Source organism: Herminiimonas sp. KBW02, from assembly GCF_003852535.1.
Classification (GTDB): domain Bacteria; phylum Pseudomonadota; class Gammaproteobacteria; order Burkholderiales; family Burkholderiaceae_D; genus Oxalicibacterium.
Window position 1 is genome coordinate 82,403 of record NZ_QAJP01000005.1, and the last position, 18,840, is coordinate 101,242.

Below are 18,840 nucleotides of genomic sequence, written 5' to 3' on the forward strand. Positions count from 1 at the left end.
TGCTGGAAATGTTGCAGGCGATGAATACCGGTCATGACGGTTCCATGGCCACGATACACGCGAATACGCCACGGGAATGTCTGCACCGGATAGAGATGCTGGCCGGCTTTGCAGGCTTCCAGGGCAGTGAATCCAGCTTGCGTCGCCAGATTGCCGGTGCGCTTGATTTTATTGTGCAAATCGGGCGCTTATCAAATGGCCGTCGCCGCATTGTCTCCATTACCGAAGTGACCGGAGTCGGCGACAACATCATCACGACTCAGGAACTGTATCGCCATGAAAGTTACAGCGGTCCGGATGGCGAGGAAAAAGATCGCTGGGTTTCTCTGGGTATACAGCCGCATTCACCGAAGCTGCAAAAACGCCGGCCGCAGACGCCTGGTGGCAGCAATTCACAAAAGAGAAATTAATCATGCCTGTGTTCGCTTTATGGATGATTGCTGTGGCGATACTGCTGCTCGCCGGCGGGATTGTCTTATGGCACAACGCTCAATTGCATCAACAACAGGATGCGACATCGGCATTTGTTGATCATCAGATTCGGAGCATGGAGCAGTCGCAGGCAATCACGGCGGAAGACATAGAACAGCAGGCAGGACTGCAGTTTCGTATTGAGTCCAATGTCTGGCGCAAATTTTTATTGCGGGCAGGGGTAGTAGAAACGCCGCTTTTTTACGCGATTCTGGTCGGTCCAGGAATCTTGTTTACGCTACTGGCCGCGTATTTTGGCGGAGTGTTGTCGGTGATCGGCACGATATTTTTATACGTGACCCTGTCCTATTTTCGTCTATGGATGAAAGCAGTTCGTCGGCATCAAAAAATGGTACGGCAATTACCGGCATTTCTGGACACCATGGTTCGCCTGACTATTGTTGGCAACAGTCTGGAGTCGGCTTTTCAGGCAACTGTGCTGACGACGGAAGCGCCTTTGCGCGAATTGCTGGATCGTAGTAACCGCCTGGTGCAGGCTGGTATGGATCTGGAGCATGCGTTGCTGCAAAAGGCACGGGTATTTCAAGTGTTGGAACTTGAGCTGATCGCCGCAGTGATCGGTGTCGCTTTGCGTTTCGGCGGGCGGGCTGACATGGTATTGGAGCGGATGGCTGCGTTTATGCGGGATCGCGAATATGCGCAGAACGAACTCGTTGCCTTATCGGCGGAAACCAGGCTTTCTGGCTGGGTGTTGGGCTTGCTGCCTATCGGTTTAGGTGTCTTTATGGTGATTTTCAACAACCAGATGTTCGTCACGATGCTGGAGGATCCGATAGGTAAAAATCTTTTGATTTTTGCCGCGACCCTGGAAGTGCTTGGTGCCTACTGGTTATATCGTTTAGCTAAATCGGTGTGAGAGAAAAATGAGCCAGCATGTCCTGCAGATTCTATCCATCTTGCTATTTGCGGCAGCGGCTTTGTTGGTCGGCAGTGTTTTGCTACGTCAACTTTGGCAATTCATGCGTAGTGAAAAAATGCTGGAAGAAATGATTGATGTGCAAGAGCATCCAGGGCAGGAAAAGTTGCCGCAAGGACCATTGCTGCGGCGCTGGCTGGATGGCTTCCTCGCATACATGGCGCACTGGGTCGATACCCCATTAGGCAAGCAACTGGTGGCGCAAGAGGACAGAACATTATTGGATCAGTGTGGTGTCAATGATAGTCGTGGAAAAACACTATTTTTTGCGACCCGGGTATTACTCGGCATCGGCTTGCCGATTCTTGCATGGATCATTTTTTCTGATAAATCAAGAACGATCTGGCTGATTGCCGGTTTCATGGGATTTGCGCTTGGTTATATGGGATTTGCGCTTGGTTATATGGGGCCGAAATGGGTGATGCAAATCAGGGCGAAAGAACGGAGGCAGAAAGCGGCGGAAGAGCTGCCGCTACTGATCGATCTTTTGCGCTTGCTGCAAGGGGTAGGGATGTCTATCGATCAGAGTTTGCATGTGGTGGAGAACGAGTTCTCCCGCTCACTTCCGATATTAAGCAAGGAGCTGCAAATGGCAGCGCAGCAGTATATGAACGGACGCACACGCGAACAATCATTACGTCGTTTTTCGACCGTTTTTGAAAACGAAGATATGAGTGCCGTAGCACGCCTGATTGCTCAGGTTGATCGTTATGGCGGCGCAGTCCAGCAGCCGTTGCAACAGTTTAGCGACAGGTTGAGGGAGCAGCGCAAACTGGATATGAAAGAAAAAGTAGGCAAGCTGACGGTCAAGATGACTGGTGTGATGGTGCTGGCTTTGTTGCCTGCTTTATTAATAATTACAGGCGGCGCGGGTTTCCTGGCGATCGTTCGTGTTTTGTCAAAAATGGGAGGCGCCACATGAAAAATAGATTGCACCAAGGCGTGTTCTGCGCGTTGATCGTTCTGCTGTCGTGTAATGGTTGCGCCAGTTTCAACGCTTCTTCCAATGAATATGCGATGCGCAATGAGGAAGCCTCGCAGCGACAACAGGTTGAGCTGGACAGACCTGCTTTGGACAATAAACAGGTCTATCTGGATATGATCAAAAAAATGCAGGAACGCTCCTTGTATTTTGCTTCTATCGCGCACATAGATTCCTATCAAAAAACCTACGGCACTTCGCCTGAAGTGCAGCGCCTTTATGCTGACGCTTTGCGCGCAACAGGACAGGATGACTCTGCCGAGAAGCAGTACAGAGCGCTGCTGAATGGAACGGAAGCTGCGGCTGCATGGCACGGTCTGGGACTATTGGAGGCGCAACGAGGCAGTTCTGCCAAGGCAATTTCAAACTTGCGCGTATCGAGTCGGCTCGATCCGACCAATGCGCTGGTATTGAGCGATTTGAGTTATGCCTTGCTGGCTGACGGAGACAACAATGCTGCACGCATACCTTTGATGCAAGCAGTTGAGCTTGCGCCTGGCAACCGTAAGGTCATCAGTAATCTGGCTCTGTTCTTTATGTTGTCAGGGGATGAGGCGAAAGCGGAAGCCTTGATGAAAGAAGCGAAGATGTCATCAGAGGTTCGGGCTGAAATACTTAAGCGTCAGGAATCGATAACAAAAGGCAAGCCGAAATCAGCCAGCACACAGGATGCCAGGAGCCGCATTATGCCGGTAGTCGCCAGCGGAAGCGGGATGCAATTACAGCTGCAAATGCAGCTTCTGTCGCCACAGTCCGGCGTATCCGCTCGCAGCGAGTAATCAGGGGGATTTATGAAACAACCTTTCTTGAAACAGGCACCAGTTACGCGGTGTATTGCATTGACAGTATTTGTATCGGTCAATCTTGGATCACTGTGTCACGCGCAGAATCCCGTAGTCTCGCAAGAACCCGTCATACAAGAAAGAGTTGCTTCCCGTCAGATAGGGGACGCTACCTCTTCCTTATTGCAGATGCAGGTCAGCGGCAGCATGGCCGGTCCTGCGCTGCCTATGTTGGGGGCGACCAGCTCACTCAGTTGGGAGCGCTACAAGGATAGTTTTAAACACAAAATCCCGGAGTCATTTGAGAGAGCTGTCAGTAAAAGTAATACTGGCGGCCAGTAAGTAACGTTGATCGGCGATGTATGAAAATCCTATTGCGATCTTTCTCTCGAAGCGAGGCCGCGCATACTGGCGGAGTGGCGGCATCGACCCAGCGCGGGTCGATTGTCGTCGTCGCCGCAATCGTCATCTCTACAGTCGTTATTGCATTAGCTTCCGTCGATATCGGTTATCTGTTTTTTCAGAAGCGTGATTTACAAAAAGTTGCGGACCTGGCGGCACTGGCGGGTGCGCAGCAATTAGCCAGATCTTCAGCTGCGCCGAATCCCTGCGCATTAGCACTAAGCTCTGCTAAGTCGAATGCGGACATGCAGGTTACGCAAGGTTTTACGACAACAGAATTTGTGGCTTCCTGTGGCAGATGGGATCCGGCGGTGGTTGCTGACGCGCCGCATTATGAGGCGTATGCGGGGGGAGTGGCGCCGGCTGGCCGGCCGGCCGCAACAGCTGTAAATGTCTGGATTACCCGTTCCTTCCGCACCTTCTTTGGAGGTACGCGGGAGGTTGCTGCGATGGCAGTTGCAACGGCTGAGGCGCAGATTGCCGTGTTTTCGGTGGGTTCCAGATTGCTGCGGGTAAATGGTGGCGTGGTGCCAGGCATATTGAGCCGGCTGGGGGTTGATATCAGTGGCACTGCATTGGTTTCTTATAATGGTCTGGCCAATGTCAACGTGACGCCAGGTGGATTGTTGGCGCAGCTAGGCTTCCCGATTCCAGTCAATGCTGACGTCGGCACGATCAAGCAAGCCGTGATGGCAGACGTAAGTGGTTGCAACAATGGAGTTTGCACACTGGAGGCTTTAATTGGTGCCGTTTCCATCGTCGCGGGGCAGCAGAATCTGCTCAGTGCGCTTGGTCTGAGCGCGACGCAATTGAAGTTGCCCGTGCAACTCTTTTCCGACGCGACTGGACGTGGCGGCATATTTGCTTTGGTGAATACGGCGAGTGGGCAGGCGGCGTTGACGGCCAACGTGAATGCACTCGAGTTGCTGACCGCGATGATAGGTGTGGCCAATGGTCACCGCTTTGCTGATGTGCCCTTGAGCGCAAGTGTTCCCGGTGTGCTTAACTCGCAGATAAAAGTGGGCATAGTGGAACCTCCTTCTATAGGTATCGGTGGCGTAGGAGCGACTGCATTTACTTCCCAGGTGCGCCTGTTCAGCCGGATCCAGGCGCCGGCACCGCCGGTTTCTGCTGCGCTCTCTAGTTTGCTGAGTGTCGATTTACCGATGGCGATTGATGTCGTCAATGGCCAGGGCACTATCACGGCGATGTGCAACGGACCGGATGCGAGTGGAAACCAGACTGCAACGATCGCGGTGACTGCACCTATCTTGCAGGCTTGTATCGGCAATATCGACGCTGCCACGGCCTTTTCTACGAACACATCTTGCGAGGTGGGTTTGCAGAACAAACAGATGCTGAGCATCCTGGGCGGTGCATTAAGCATCAACGATCAGGTCGTGCTCAGGGCATTGGATAGCAACGGCAGCGTTACCCTAAGCAAGGGACAGACGGCGACCGTAGGCAATAACAATCTGCCGATCGGGACGACTGTCACCAACTTAACGAATGCAATATTGGTCACCTTACTTGGAAAATTGCTAAACAATAAGCAAGGTCCTGTTAACGACAATAATCTCGCAACAGCCCTTTTGAGTGCGGATGGAAACGTGTTGCAGACGACACTGAACACGCTCAAGGGTTCTTTGTCTTCGCTGCAGACTTTTGTCAACAGCCTGAATACTGACGTCAAGACGATAGCCGGTGGTTCATTGGGTTCAGGCGTGGTGAATCTGCTGGGTAGTGTAGGTGGACTGGTGAATGGACTGCTGACCGGTGTGGGCAACTTGCTGAACAGTGTCGTCGGTGGTTTGTTGAATCTGCTCTTCTGTAACTCTCATTGCCAGGTGCAGAACCAGTTAAGCGGCAATAGCAGCAATTCTGCTGTTAGCAATGTATTGCTGGCCTTGCTTGGATTAGTGGAAAAATTGCTGGAGCCCGTCCTGAACGGTCTTGGTTCCCAGATCGCCAGTTTGCTCAATAATTTATTGGGCATAGGCCTGGGGCAGGTCGATGTCACCTTGATCGATTTGAAATGTGGCGGCGGTGATAACGTCAGACTGGCTCACTAAATGTCTTACAACGACTCTCGATATTTGCCCATGAAAAATAAATCCTCGTTTGGAAAGTGGTTCGGCTATCTCGGTTTTGATCATTTCATTGCGCCGTTTCTGATCAAGCTGATCTATTGGGTAGGTGTACTCGTCATCGTGAGTGCGGGCATCGGCGGTTTCTTCGCTACGTTTGATATGCCGCAGCGTGGGCTGGGCGGTGTGCTGCTGGCCTTGATTGCGACGGTGCTGTCCTTATTGCTCTGGCGCCTGATGTGCGAGTTGTTGATACTGGCTTTTAATATTTATGCGCGGCTGGTCGAGATACGCAATTTGCTATCGAGTCGGCAGGAACGTATGGATGCATACCGCAAAGTGCCGAACGTGCGTGCCTTGAATAACGAATGACGGAAACTGTGTAAGCAAAGAATGCTAAAAAATAAAGCACCGCAAGAAAATATCGACATTTACGTGTGGGAAGGTAAATCGGATATTTACGATCGTATCGTCCGCTGTCTGGTGAGTTCAGAAGTGGATGTGATGCGTGCCGATCATATGGATTTGATGTCGGATCAGTCGAGGGTGTCGCCAGCGATCGCGATTATTTCCGTGACCATGATAGATAGCGGTCGCTTCAATGCCGATGACTGGCAGAAGGCGCATGGTATGCCTGTCATCTGGGTCGCCGAAGCACCGCGTGCTTTCGATTCGCGCGTCTACCCGCCTGAGTATTCTCACATTCTGATGCTGGACTTCACGTGTGCCGAATTACGTCGCTTGGTGTTTGGTTTGGCGGGTGAGTTGAATGGTGGGATCAAGTCCACGCAGGAACGTGATCCGCTGATTGCCGAATCTGATGTGATGAAGACCTTGCTCAAGGAGACCGTGGCTTTTGCCGATTGCGATTCGAATGTATTGATAGCCGGTGAAACCGGTGTCGGCAAAGAGCGCATCGCGCGCTTGTTACATGAGAATAATCAACGGTATAGCAAGGGGCCGTTTGTCGCCGTCAACTGTGGTGCGATCCCGGACGGTTTGTTTGAGTCGCATTTCTTTGGTCATGCAAAGGGGGCGTTTACCGGGGCGATGCTGGCGCACAAAGGCTACTTCGAGCAGGCAGATAACGGCACTTTGTTCCTGGATGAGATCGGCGATCTGCCTTTGTATCAACAGGTCAAATTGTTGCGCGTGCTGGAGCAAAGCAAGGTGACGCGGCTCGGTTCCGCTGTCGAGATCGATGTTGAGTTCCGCCTGGTCGCGGCGACCAATCGTAATTTGCGCGAGTTGGTAAAGCAGGAAATGTTTCGTTCCGATCTGTATTACCGGATGGCGGTAATAGAGCTGCGCGTGCCTAGTCTGGAGGAGCGCGGTGAGGTTGATAAGATTGCGATCTTCAGTGGCATCGTGAATCAGATCTTCAAAAGTGCTGCGCGCGATTCTGCGCCATTGCCGGAAGTTCCGGAATGGCTATTACGCCTGGTGGCGAATACGCGCTTCCGCGGTAATGTAAGGGAGCTGCGCAATATTGCCGAGCGCATCACGATTATTCATCGTCAGCTTGGCGACTGGGACCGGGGAGCGATAGATCGTGTGTTCCATGCCTTGCAGGAATTGAAAGTGGACGTCGAGCATGAAGATCAGACCGGCGTGCGCAAGAAATGGGATGCGGCTGATCGCAATCGCATTATTGAGGCGCTGGATGCGCATAACTGGCGCAGGCAGGATACGGCGAATCATTTGAAGATGAGTCGTAAGGTCTTATGGGAAAAAATGCGCAAGTTCCAGATCATAGATGGTGATCCGGAACCGGGCGAGATAGAGCCTTGAAGAAAAAAGCCATGCCGGATTAACCGGCATGGCTGCTTACCCCTACATATTCAACTACTTTTATTCAGCACGCGCGGGGATTTGCGCAAAGCGTCCACTGTTGAAGTCGTCTATCGCTTGCACGATTTCTTCATGGGTATTCATGACAAACGGACCATGGCCAACGATAGCTTCCTCGATGGGTTCGCCAGCGATCAGCAACACGACGGCATCGTTGTTGGCTTCTATGGTGATGCCACTGCCTGCGCGATCCAGCAATACCATTTGCGCATCACGTGCGATCGCATCACCATTCACCGAAACCGTACCGCGCAGCACGATGAGGGCGGCATTCCAGCCGTCCGGTACCGGCAATTCGCTGATGCTGCCCTGATTCAGCCGTACATCCAATACGTGCATAGGCGTAAAGGTATGCGCTGGTCCGGTATGGCCCAGATACTCGCCGGCAATCACACGCACCGTGCCCGCACCGTCCGGCATCGCGACCGCAGGTATGTCATGGTCGACGATGGCCTGATAGCCCGGCGCAGTCATTTTGTCCCTGGCTGGCAGGTTGACCCAAAGTTGCACCATTTCCAGCGCGCCGCCGGAGCGGGTGAATGCTTCCGAGTGGAATTCTTCATGCAGGATGCCGGCCCCGGCCGTCATCCATTGCACGTCGCCGGGGCCGATCACGCCGCCCTGGCCGGTCGAATCCCGATGCTCAACCTCACCTTTGTAGACGATGGTGACGGTTTCAAAGCCGCGATGCGGATGCGAGCCGACGCCAGGCGGACGTTGTGCCGGGCTGAATTCAGCAGGGCCAGCATAGTCCAGCAGCAGGAAGGGGCTGAGTTGCTTGCCATGGCTTTGATACGAAAACATGGAGCGCACAGGAAAGCCGTCGCCTACCCAATGCGGGCGAGGAGCGCTGTAGACGCCAATGATGTTTTTCATGATTGCTTCCTTTCGGGTGCGAGATTATTTAACAGGATTAAGGATAGTGCAGGGACGATGGCTTGAGTAGGCAGTAAAATCGGCCATGAGTGTCCTATTTGGTGAACGATGGAGCTGCAATGCAGGATTTGAATGACCTTTATTTTTTCGTCCAGGTGGTCGATCACGGCGGCTTTGCGCCGGCCGGACGTGCTTTGGGCATCCCGAAATCCAAACTGAGCCGTCGCATTGCGCTATTGGAAGAAAGATTGGGCGTGCGCCTGATTCAGCGCACAACGCGGCAATTCTCGGTGACAGAGATAGGGCAAACCTATTACGAGCACTGCAAGGCCATGCTGGTAGAGGCGGAGGCGGCGCAGGATGTGATCGATGTGACACGGGCAGAGCCGCGCGGCGTGGTGCGGCTGTCCTGTCCGATTACCTTGCTGCATGCGCATGTCAGCGGCATGCTGGCCGATTTCATGGCTTTAAATCCGCATGTGACCGTGCATCTGGAGGCAACCAACAGGCGTGTCGATGTGGTGGCGGAAGCGATGGATATCGCGATTCGGGTGCGGCCACCGCCGATCCAGGATAGTGACCTGGTCATGCGGGTGCTGTCTGATCGCGGGCAATGCCTGGTCGGCAGTCCGGCTTTGTTTAATAAGCAGGAGCGGCCACATTCGCCGGCCGATATCGCGGACTGGCCGAGCCTGGCTCTGGGTTCGCCGCAGCAGACGCATGTGTGGAATTTGTTCGGGCCGGACGGCGCGCATGTCTCGCTGCATCATCACCCGCGATTTGTGACTGGCGACATGATGGCTCTGCGTGATGCAGCGCTCGCCGGGGTCGGTATTGTGCAGTTGCCGCGCATGATGATACGGGAGCAACTGGCTGCCGGAACCTTGATTAGTTTGCTGCCGGATTGGGCGCCACGGCGCGAAATCGTTCACGCGGTATTTCCTTCGCGACGTGGTGTATTGCCATCGGTGCGGGCGTTGATCGACTATCTGGCCGAGCGTTTTCAGGCTCTGAATGAAGATTGACAGGTTTTTTTCGCACGAATATGTACGTAAATGAGGTCAATACAGTCTCGAATGACGGAAGTGTTGTTTGCAAGCTAAGGAATATGCCGGGCATGGCGTTTTGGTGACGGGTGTTATCTTGTTCGTAACGGATGCCGAAAAGAGTTAAAAACCACGAATTCTGGGGATAACGTGTATTTCCTTGAGGGGCGTTGTTGACACTTGAAAAACGTACTATTTGCGAAAAATCATTAAATGCACATTTTTGTTTTTTTGCTGCAATCTTTTCTATTCTTTTCGTTTTCGCTGCATTAAGATTTGAGAGTTACGTTTTGATGTTTTTACATTTCCACGCAGAAAATTTACATTTTGTCAGCGCGGAGTTGGAATAAATTGTCATAAAAATAACCGGGGCTGTTTTTAAAGCGATCCAGTCCCGGCCCATTAATACTCTAGCCGTTCAAGCATGTCCCTAAAGCGTAACGATTCATCCGATAACCAGCTATCCAGCTTGATGGAGATTGCTGGTGAGCTTGTGCTGCGACTTAATACGCGCGGAGAGATTCTCCACGTCAGCAAACGTACCGACGCCTTGATCGGTCACGGGTCGCCATTGGCCGGGATGAAACTGTTTGAATTGGTGCGCTTATCTGACAGGCATGCAATCGAAGCAGCATTAAGACAGGCGATTGCCTCGCGCGAGGTGACGCGCGTCAGTGTGCAAATGGCTACGCGTGCCGTATTGCGCTGGTATGAGCTGCAAATGATTGCCTACGATGACGACACCGAAGCCGCCGTGCTGGTGGTCGGTCACGATATTTCAGGTCAGCAAGCCACAGAAGAGCGCTTGCGCCATATGGCGACGCACGATGAATTAACCGGCTTGCCGAACCGCTCCTTGTTGTCAGATCGTTTGCGCATGGCGATTGCGCAGTCGCGTCGCACCGACCGCGGCTTTGCAGTGGTGGCACTGGATCTCGACGGTTTCAAAAAAGTAAACGATGCACTTGGCCATCCGGTCGGCGATGCCTTGTTGCGTGTAGCGGCTGCACGTTTGCGCGAAACCTTGCGCGACGTTGATACGCTGGCTCGCGTTGGTGGTGATGAATTCGTTGCCGTCTTGCATGGCGCGGTAGACGAAGTAGAGATACACAATGTGGCGCGCAGGATGATTGCGGCCATCCAGTTGCCGTTTGAAATTGATGGCAATGCGCTCTATGTCAGCACTTCAATCGGCGTTGCGATTTATCCGGCGCATGGTGAGACCGATGTTAAATTGCTGGCGCACGCCGATAGCGCTATGTATCGCGCGAAAGAAACCGGTAAAGCGCGCTGCATCATATATAACCACCTGAGTTTCAATCAGGTCGAGCACGATGTGACGATGGAAGCGGCGATGTTTGAGGCGGTGCGGAATGGTGAATTCCTGCTGCACTACCAGCCTATCGTCGATGCACATACGCGCCAGATCATGGGCTTTGAAGCGCTGATGCGCTGGATGCGCCCGGATATCGGCCTGGTGCCGCCGAATCAATTCATCCCGATGGCAGAAAATAACGGCCTCATCAATTTGCTGGGTGCCTGGGCGCTGAAGTCTGCGTGCGTGCAATTGAAAAGGTTTGAAGAGGCTGCCGGACGCCAGCTATACGTCTCGGTTAACGTTAGCCCACGCCAGTTCCGCAGTGATCAGTTCATCAGCATGATGGATGATGCGCTCAAGTTGTCCGGCCTGGAAGGCGATCAGTTAATGCTGGAAATTACCGAAGGCATCCTGATGTCTGATCCTGAGCATGCGGAAGCCGTACTTGCCAAGATCACTGCACGTGGTGTGCGCATTGCGATTGATGATTTCGGTACCGGTTATTCGTCACTGGTTTACCTCAAGCGCTTTCCGATTGCTGCGCTCAAAATTGATCGTACCTTCATCAAGGATTTACCAGACTCCATCAAGGATGCGGCGATTTGTAACGTGGTTCTCAGCCTGGCCAATCACCTTAGTCTGATGACGGTGGCAGAAGGCGTGGAGAATGAGCGACAAATGGAATTTTTATCTGCACAGGGTTGTTCACTGATCCAGGGCTTCCATACCGGCTTCCCATTACTGCCGGATGCACTGATCGATATACTGAAAGCAGATGCCTTGGCTCTGCAAAATTAACCCGCCAAGTCAAAAGACATCGATTCATGACGAACCAAATTAGCCCAGCAATTAATCCTGAAAGAACACTGGATTTACTGTGGACACGCGTACGCCAGCGCGGTGATTTACCCGGGTTCTCAAAAGTAGTGACCGCCATCGTCGGCGCCATGCAAGGTGAAGACGACCGTGAATTCAATATGACACGGACAGTCTTGTCCGATCCGACGCTGACGCAGCGTGTACTGCGCCTCGCCAATAGTGCGATGTATTCCGCGTTCGGACAAAGTATCAATACCGTTTCCAAAGCAGTCATCGTTCTTGGTACCGAAACCATAGGTCATCTGGCATTGGGTTTGAAGCTGATAGATGGCTTATCGGCGGCTTCGCTTGGTAGTTCCGATACGCGCAGCGAAATGGAACGTGCCGTGATGGCGGGGCAGATTGCACGCCAGGTCGCATCGTCGACCACGCGGCGCGATACCGAAGAAGTGGTCGTGTGTTCCATCCTACATTCGCTGGGGCGCCTGATGGTGTCCTTCTACCTGCCGGAGCAATGGGCGGAAGTGCAGATGCGTGCCATCAGTAACGATATTTCAGAGAATGAAGCCGCGCGTGACGTGCTGGGACTGGAGCTGGACGAAATCGGTCGCCTCATCGGTAAGCGCTGGGGTTTGCCGAGTGGTCTGGTTGCGAGCCTGAAGGAAATGCCGCCACGTATAGATAGCGACGCCAGTCACGAGCCACTCGAACACTCGGAATGGCTGGCTGCTGTCTCTACCATGTCGACACGCTGTGCCGGGGTCTTGTGTGAAGATGATGCGGCATCTGCTGAAGTGGATCTGGCTGAAATTGCCGAAAACTACGCGGAAATGCTGGGGCTGGATTCTGCAGTGGTGCTGTCTGCGGTGGATGCTGCACAAAAGGCTTCGGAAGATGAATCGCTGGCGCACCATGGTAAGCAAGCCGACGAGCCGGAAGCGCAAATGTCCTTGCCGCTGGGGAAACCGTTGGATTCGGTCAATATTCTTAAGCGCGGCGTCGGCGATATGCATGACGAAGTGGCGACTGCCAGTACCGGGCAGGTGATGACAGTGGCGCTGGAAACAGTCTATCAGGGCCTGGGTCTGAGTCGTGCGGTGGCCTTCCTGCGCAATCACGACGAAGGTAAATATGTTGCGCGCATGTGTTTCGGTGAGTGCACCGAAGAAATGCTGGCGCGTTTGAATTTCAAGGATGCGTATCAGCCGGACGTGTTCCATGCCGCACTCGCAAACGACAAAATGATCTTCGTCGAAGATGCGCAAGCGCCTGCTTTCCTCAGCAAATTGCCGCGCTGGTGGCGCGACGAATTATCGACGGCACGCAGCTTTGTCATCCTGCCGCTGATGCTGAATTTCCATCCGGTCGGTTTCATGTATGGTGACTGGGATGCTTCGGTGCCGCCGTCCAAAATTTCGCAGCAGGAAGTGGTCTTGCTGGATGAATTGCGCGCGCTGGTGGTCAAAGCGATCGGTTATCGGAATAAAAGCGACGAACCTTCCTGGACACGTACCATGCGTTGATGATGTGTCCTTGCCGGTACGGCAGGGGTATAGAAATGCTGTAATTGGGGTCAGAGTTGATTTAATATGCAATAAATCAACTGGAGTGCAAAGCCATGGCCCGACTTCCCAGGCTGGTTGTTCCCAATCAGCCCCATCACATTACCCAGAGCGGCAATGACCGCCAACTGGTGTTCCGCGAAACTGCCGACTATCTGGAATTCCTGGCGCGCCTGCGCGAGGCGGCCAGGCAGTTCAAGGTGTCCATCCACGCCTATGTGCTCATGCCCGATCACTTGCATTTGCTGGCGACGCCGGTCGATCAGGACGGTTTATCACGCATGGTGCAATGGCTGGGCCGCCATTACGTACCTTATTTCAACCGCAAATATGAACGTAGCGGCACCTTATGGCAGGGACGCTATAAGGCAACCGTGGTGGATGCCGAGGGCTACCTGATGACTTGCTGTCGCTATATCGAAACCAATCCGGTGCGTACTGGCCTGGTGGCTGCTGCGGGAGATTACCCCTGGTCCAGTTATCCGCATCATATCGGTCTGAAATCCGACCCTATTATCACCGACCATCCGTTGTACTGGGCTTTGGGCAATACCCCGTTTGAGCGGGAGGCGGCGTACAAGGCATGGATCGAACAGGGTTTGAGTGCTGCTGAAGTAGCGGCCGTCAGCGACGCCACCATGAAAGGCTGGGCCTTGGGTAGTGAGCAGTATAAGTTGTCATTGGAGAAACAAACTCAACGTCGTATACGCCAGGTTAAGCGAGGCAGACCAGCGCGCCAAAATGCGGAGTCGCGCACTAAAAGCTCTTGATTTTAATGCGCTTTTGAACCATTTTGGTGCAAAAAGGAATTACTCTGTCCCCATTTAAAATTTGACACAAGAGTAGGGAAAATTTAATTGACACTGACCCTATTTTTTGAGGTTGAAATTGAGATTGCTCTGCACTATCCTTCAGGCTCATTGAAAAGTAGTGGAGAAGGCTATGCATGCGCAAGGTTTGTACGATCCGGCTAATGAACATGATGCTTGTGGCGTAGGTTTTGTCGCCCACATCAAAGGCAAGAAGAGCCATTCTATCGTTGAGCAAGGTTTGCTCATCCTCAAAAATATCGACCATCGCGGCGCTGTAGGTGCTGACAAGCTGATGGGCGACGGTGCCGGTATTCTGATTCAGATCCCGGACCAGTACTACCGCGAAGAAATGGCCAAGCAAGGCGTAACCCTGCCACCAGCAGGGGAATACGGCGTCGGCATGGTCTTCCTGCCTAAGGAAAACGCTTCCCGCATCGCGTGCGAACAGGAACTGGAACGCTCGGTTCTGGCTGAAGGCCAGGTCGTGCTGGGCTGGCGCGATGTGCTGGTCGACAAAGAGATGCCTATGTCGCCGACCGTGCGTGACAAAGAACCAGTGATCCGTCAGATTTTCATCGGCCGCGGCCAGGACATCATGGTGACCGACGCGCTGGAACGCAAACTGTACGTCATCCGCAAGGCTTCCGGTCACGCGATTCAGGCACTGCACCTGTTGCACGGCCAGGAATTCTTCGTGCCGTCGATGTCGGCACGTACCGTGGTCTACAAAGGCCTGCTGCTGGCTGATCAGGTCGGTGAGTACTATAAAGACCTGCAGGATCCACGTTGCGTCTCCGCACTGGCGCTGGTGCATCAACGCTTCTCGACCAACACCTTCCCTGAATGGCCGCTGGCTCACCCGTACCGCCTGCTGGCGCACAACGGCGAGATCAACACAGTTAAAGGCAACTTCAACTGGATGCGCGCACGCGAAGGCGTGATGAAATCGGCCGTGCTGGGCGATGACCTGAAAAAACTGTTCCCGCTGATCTATGAAGGTCAGTCGGATACCGCATGCTTCGACAACGCGCTCGAACTGCTGGTCATGGCTGGTTACCCGATCGCACAAGCGATGATGATGATGATTCCGGAAGCGTGGGAAAACCACACCACCATGGATGACAACCGTCGTGCGTTCTACGAATACCATGCTGCAATGATGGAGCCATGGGATGGCCCGGCAGCAATGGCATTTACCGATGGTCGCCATATCGGCGGTACTCTGGATCGTAACGGCTTGCGTCCAGCACGTTACATCGTGACCGACGACGACCTGGTCGTCATGGCATCGGAATCCGGTGTCTTGCCTATCCCTGAATCCAAGATCATCCAGAAATGGCGCCTGCAACCAGGCAAAATGTTCCTGATCGATCTGGATGCAGGTCGCATCATCGACGACAAAGAACTGAAAGATACCTACGCTAACGCCAAGCCATACAAACAATGGATTGAGTCGGTACGTATCAAACTGAACGAACTGAACAAAGAAGCAGCGGAAGCCAAATCGGCTACTGCGTTGCTCGATTTGCAGCAGGCATTCGGCTACACCCAGGAAGATTTGAAATTCCTGATGTCGCCTATGGCAACCACCGCGGAAGAAGCGACCGGCTCCATGGGTAACGATTCGCCGCTGGCTGTCATGTCGAATAAAGACAAGACGCTGTACAACTACTTCCGTCAGTTGTTTGCGCAAGTCACCAACCCGCCTATCGATCCGATTCGTGAAGCAATGGTGATGTCGCTGGTGTCCTTCATTGGTCCTAAGCCTAACCTGCTCGACACCAACAACATCAACCCGCCTATGCGTCTTGAAGTGTCGCAGCCTGTGCTCGACTATGCGGATATCGCAAAGTTGCGCAACATCGGTGCACACACCGGCGGCAAGTTCAAATCGCATGAGCTGAACATTTGCTATCCGACCGCATGGGGCAAGGAAGGCATAGAAGCGCGTCTGGCTTCGCTGTGCGCGCAGGCAGTGGATGCGGTGCAATCCGGCCACAACATCCTGATCATCTCCGATCGCAAGATCGATGAAAACCACGTTGCCATTCCAGCGCTGCTGGCGACTTCGGCTATCCACTTGCACCTGGTCAGCAAAGGTATGCGTACCTCGACCGGTCTGGTTGTGGAAACCGGTTCGGCACGTGAGACACATCACTTCGCTCTGCTCGCAGGTTACGGTGCGGAAGCGATCCATCCATACCTCGCGATGGATACCGTCAGCGAAATGGCGAAAGGCTTGCCAGGTGATTTGTCGCCAGAAAAAGCAATCGCCAACTTCCAGAAGGCAGTCGGCAAAGGCTTGATGAAAGTCATGTCGAAAATGGGTATCTCTACCTATATGTCGTACTGCGGCGCGCAGATTTTTGAAGCCATCGGCCTCAACAAATCGCTGATCCAGAAATACTTCAAAGGTACTTCGTCCAACGTGGAAGGTATCGGCGTATTTGAAGTGGCGGAAGAGGCACTGCGTTTGCACCGTGCAGCATTCAGCGCTGACCCGGTGCTGGCGCACGCGCTCGACGCTGGTGGTGAGTACGCATACCGTACCCGCGGTGAAGAACACATGTGGACACCGGACGCGATTGCTAAATTGCAGCACTCGACCCGTGCCAACAACTTCAGCACCTATAAAGAATACGCGCAGATCATCAACGATCAATCGAAGCGTCACATGACACTGCGTGGCTTGTTCGAATTCAAATTCGATCCGGCCAGCGCGATTCCACTGGATGAAGTTGAGCCAGCCAAGGAAATCGTCAAACGTTTCGCTACCGGCGCGATGTCGCTGGGTTCGATCTCGACCGAAGCGCACGCAACCCTCGCGATTGCGATGAACCGCATCGGCGGTAAATCGAACACCGGTGAAGGCGGCGAAGATACCAAGCGTTATCGCTCGGAACTGCGCGGCATTCCTATCAAGGATGGTTCGACCCTGTCGTCGGTCATCGGTAAAGACGTGGTTGAAGTCGACATGCCTTTGATGCCAGGCGATTCGCTGCGCTCGAAGATCAAGCAAGTTGCTTCGGGTCGTTTCGGTGTCACCACCGAATACCTGACTTCGGCAGAGCAAATCCAGATCAAAATGGCGCAAGGTGCGAAACCAGGCGAAGGCGGTCAGTTGCCGGGCCATAAAGTATCCGAGTACATCGCACGCCTGCGTTTCTCGGTGCCTGGCGTAGGTTTGATCTCGCCACCACCGCATCACGATATTTACTCGATCGAAGATCTGGCACAGCTGATCCATGATCTGAAAAACGTCAATCCAAGCGCATCGATCTCGGTCAAGCTGGTAGCGGAAGTCGGCGTCGGTACAGTTGCTACCGGTGTTGCCAAAGCGAAGGCTGATCACGTTGTGATCGCAGGCCATGACGGCGGCACCGGCGCATCGCCATTGTCGTCGGTTAAATTCGCTGGTTCGCCATGGGAACTGGGTCTGGCTGAAACACAGCAAACCCTGATCCTGAACGGCTTGCGTACACGTATCCGCGTACAGGCTGACGGTCAGATGAAAACCGGCCGTGACGTCGTCATCGCTGCTTTGCTGGGCGCAGATGAAATGGGCTTCTCGACTGCACCACTGGTGGTTGAGGGTTGCATCATGATGCGTAAGTGCCATCTGAATACCTGCCCGGTCGGCGTTGCGACACAAGATCCGGTCTTGCGTGCCAAGTTCTCCGGCAAGCCAGAACACGTGGTTAACTACTTCTTCTTCATCGCAGAAGAAGCACGTCAAATCATGGCGCAACTGGGTATCCGTACATTCGACGAACTGATCGGACGTGCTGACCTGCTCGACAAATCGAAAGCAATCTCGCACTGGAAAGCCAAGGGTCTGGATTTCAGCCGCATGTTCTACCAACCTGCAGTCGCGGAAGGCGTTGCTCGCTACCACGTTGAAGGCCAGGATCATGCGCTGGAAAAAGCACTGGATAACAAGTTGATCGCGCAAGCCAAAGCGGCAATCGAGAACGGTGAGAAAGTCTCGTTCATCTCGACCATCAAGAACGTCAACCGTACCGTCGGTGCAATGTTGTCGGGTCAGGTCGCGAAGAAATACGGCCATGAAGGTTTGCCTGACGACACCATCCATATCCAGTTGCAAGGTACCGCAGGCCAATCGGCTGGCGCCTTCCTCGCACACGGCATCACGCTGGATCTGGTCGGCGAAGGTAACGATTACGTCGGTAAAGGTTTGTCGGGTGGTCGCATCATCGTGCGTCCTAACACCGAATTCCGCGGTCGCGCAGTAGAGAACATCATTAGCGGCAACACCTTGCTGTACGGTGCGGTGGCTGGTGAGGCGTTCTTCAACGGCGTAGCGGGCGAACGTTTCGCAGTGCGTAACTCGGGTGCGATTGCAGTGGTCGAAGGTACTGGTGATCACGGTTGCGAATACATGACCGGCGGTACCGTGGTTGTGCTGGGTGATACCGGCCGTAACTTTGCTGCCGGTATGTCGGGTGGTATTGCTTATGTCTACGATCCTAAAGGTGATTTCGCCAGCAAGTGCAATATGGCGATGGTTGCCTTGCACTCTGTGGAATCGGCTTCTGAACAGGAAAACAAGGCTGAACACGCTTCCTGGCATAGCCATGTGCGCGGCGCGGATGCGCAAACCGATGAGGCTATCCTCAAAGGTTTGATCGAGCGTCACTTCAAATACACCGGCAGCACACGTGCACGTGCCTTGCTGGATGAGTGGAGCACCGCACGCAGCAAGTTCGTTAAGGTATTCCCGTCGGAATACAAACGCGCATTGGCCGAGATGCACGCAGCCAAAGCTGAGCAGTCCGTGTCAACCAAGGTCGCGGTTTAACAGTTGCTGATAGGGCTGTAAGCAGCACTGTCCACAAACGATGTCATGGCCCGATCATCAGATGATCGGGCCGAAA

14 protein-coding genes are annotated in these 18,840 nt (G+C 53.5%); 13 read left to right on the forward strand and 1 reads right to left on the reverse strand.

Annotated elements, in window-relative coordinates:
- From DBR37_RS17285 to DBR37_RS09775, 8 genes are all read left to right on the forward strand, one after another.
- Positions 1–410, forward strand: a 410-nt coding sequence (locus DBR37_RS17285) for an ATPase, T2SS/T4P/T4SS family (protein ID WP_233588337.1), incomplete at its 5' end; no start/stop codon positions are given.
- A 2-nt stretch (positions 411–412) separates the two neighbouring features.
- Positions 413–1,348 carry a type II secretion system F family protein gene (locus DBR37_RS09745; RefSeq protein ID WP_124574284.1) on the forward strand — a complete coding sequence of 312 codons (936 nt, stop codon included), beginning with the start codon at positions 413–415 and terminating at the stop codon, positions 1,346–1,348.
- 7 nt (positions 1,349–1,355) lie between these two features.
- Positions 1,356–2,330, forward strand: coding sequence for a type II secretion system F family protein (locus DBR37_RS09750; protein WP_124574285.1), 975 nt, complete (start codon positions 1,356–1,358; stop codon positions 2,328–2,330).
- Positions 2,327–3,169, forward strand: coding sequence for a pilus assembly protein (locus DBR37_RS09755; protein WP_124574286.1), 843 nt, complete (start codon positions 2,327–2,329; stop codon positions 3,167–3,169). The genes DBR37_RS09750 and DBR37_RS09755 overlap by 4 nt, the downstream gene beginning before the upstream one ends.
- Positions 3,170–3,181: 12 nt before the next feature.
- Entirely contained in the window at positions 3,182–3,514 is a 333-nt protein-coding gene (locus tag DBR37_RS09760) for a DUF3613 domain-containing protein (protein WP_124574287.1), read from the forward strand.
- Between the two features lie 20 nt (positions 3,515–3,534).
- On the forward strand, positions 3,535–5,646 hold the full coding sequence (locus tag DBR37_RS09765) for a pilus assembly protein TadG-related protein (RefSeq protein WP_124574288.1): 2,112 nt from the start codon (positions 3,535–3,537) through the stop codon (positions 5,644–5,646).
- Between the two features lie 30 nt (positions 5,647–5,676).
- On the forward strand, positions 5,677–6,033 hold the full coding sequence (locus tag DBR37_RS09770; RefSeq protein WP_158610246.1) for a DUF4282 domain-containing protein: 357 nt from the start codon (positions 5,677–5,679) through the stop codon (positions 6,031–6,033).
- 21 nt (positions 6,034–6,054) lie between these two features.
- The gene (locus DBR37_RS09775) at positions 6,055–7,452 is read left to right on the forward strand and encodes a sigma 54-interacting transcriptional regulator (RefSeq protein ID WP_124574290.1); all 1,398 of its coding nucleotides are present in this window, start codon (positions 6,055–6,057) and stop codon (positions 7,450–7,452) included.
- Between the two features lie 60 nt (positions 7,453–7,512).
- Here DBR37_RS09775 and DBR37_RS09780 read toward each other — a convergent pair whose 3' ends face one another.
- Positions 7,513–8,388, reverse strand: a complete 876-nt coding sequence (locus tag DBR37_RS09780) for a pirin family protein (RefSeq protein WP_124574291.1) — start codon at positions 8,386–8,388, stop codon at positions 7,513–7,515.
- A gap of 119 nt (positions 8,389–8,507) precedes the next feature.
- Between DBR37_RS09780 and DBR37_RS09785 the strand changes: the two genes are divergently transcribed.
- The 5 genes from DBR37_RS09785 to DBR37_RS09805 all read left to right on the forward strand — a co-directional run bounded on the left by DBR37_RS09785 (position 8,508) and on the right by DBR37_RS09805 (position 18,764).
- The gene (locus DBR37_RS09785) at positions 8,508–9,413 is read left to right on the forward strand and encodes a LysR family transcriptional regulator (RefSeq protein WP_124574292.1); all 906 of its coding nucleotides are present in this window, start codon (positions 8,508–8,510) and stop codon (positions 9,411–9,413) included.
- 445 nt (positions 9,414–9,858) lie between these two features.
- Positions 9,859–11,550 carry a bifunctional diguanylate cyclase/phosphodiesterase gene (locus DBR37_RS09790; RefSeq protein ID WP_124574293.1) on the forward strand — a complete coding sequence of 564 codons (1,692 nt, stop codon included), beginning with the start codon at positions 9,859–9,861 and terminating at the stop codon, positions 11,548–11,550.
- Between the two features lie 26 nt (positions 11,551–11,576).
- A complete protein-coding gene (locus DBR37_RS09795; protein WP_124574294.1) occupies positions 11,577–13,094 on the forward strand; it encodes an HDOD domain-containing protein in 1,518 nt (505 codons plus the stop codon).
- Positions 13,095–13,189: 95 nt separating this feature from the next.
- A complete protein-coding gene (locus DBR37_RS09800; protein ID WP_124574295.1) occupies positions 13,190–13,903 on the forward strand; it encodes a transposase in 714 nt (237 codons plus the stop codon).
- 172 nt (positions 13,904–14,075) lie between these two features.
- On the forward strand, positions 14,076–18,764 hold the full coding sequence (locus DBR37_RS09805) for a glutamate synthase-related protein (RefSeq protein WP_124574296.1): 4,689 nt from the start codon (positions 14,076–14,078) through the stop codon (positions 18,762–18,764).
- The last annotated feature ends 76 nt before the right edge of the window (positions 18,765–18,840 follow it).

Bases quoted from the DNA above. Each gene is read 5' to 3' on its own strand.
- DBR37_RS09745 (WP_124574284.1), top strand. From the start codon at position 413: ATGCCTGTGTTCGCTTTATGGATGATTGCTGTGGCGATACTGCTGCTC.
- DBR37_RS09750 (WP_124574285.1), top strand. From the start codon at position 1,356: ATGAGCCAGCATGTCCTGCAGATTCTATCCATCTTGCTATTTGCGGCA.
- DBR37_RS09755 (WP_124574286.1), top strand. From the start codon at position 2,327: ATGAAAAATAGATTGCACCAAGGCGTGTTCTGCGCGTTGATCGTTCTG.
- DBR37_RS09760 (WP_124574287.1), top strand. From the start codon at position 3,182: ATGAAACAACCTTTCTTGAAACAGGCACCAGTTACGCGGTGTATTGCA.
- DBR37_RS09765 (WP_124574288.1), top strand. From the start codon at position 3,535: ATGAAAATCCTATTGCGATCTTTCTCTCGAAGCGAGGCCGCGCATACT.
- DBR37_RS09770 (WP_158610246.1), top strand. From the start codon at position 5,677: ATGAAAAATAAATCCTCGTTTGGAAAGTGGTTCGGCTATCTCGGTTTT.
- DBR37_RS09775 (WP_124574290.1), top strand. From the start codon at position 6,055: ATGCTAAAAAATAAAGCACCGCAAGAAAATATCGACATTTACGTGTGG.
- DBR37_RS09780 (WP_124574291.1), bottom strand. From the start codon at position 8,388: ATGAAAAACATCATTGGCGTCTACAGCGCTCCTCGCCCGCATTGGGTA.
- DBR37_RS09785 (WP_124574292.1), top strand. From the start codon at position 8,508: ATGCAGGATTTGAATGACCTTTATTTTTTCGTCCAGGTGGTCGATCAC.
- DBR37_RS09790 (WP_124574293.1), top strand. From the start codon at position 9,859: ATGTCCCTAAAGCGTAACGATTCATCCGATAACCAGCTATCCAGCTTG.
- DBR37_RS09795 (WP_124574294.1), top strand. From the start codon at position 11,577: ATGACGAACCAAATTAGCCCAGCAATTAATCCTGAAAGAACACTGGAT.
- DBR37_RS09800 (WP_124574295.1), top strand. From the start codon at position 13,190: ATGGCCCGACTTCCCAGGCTGGTTGTTCCCAATCAGCCCCATCACATT.
- DBR37_RS09805 (WP_124574296.1), top strand. From the start codon at position 14,076: ATGCATGCGCAAGGTTTGTACGATCCGGCTAATGAACATGATGCTTGT.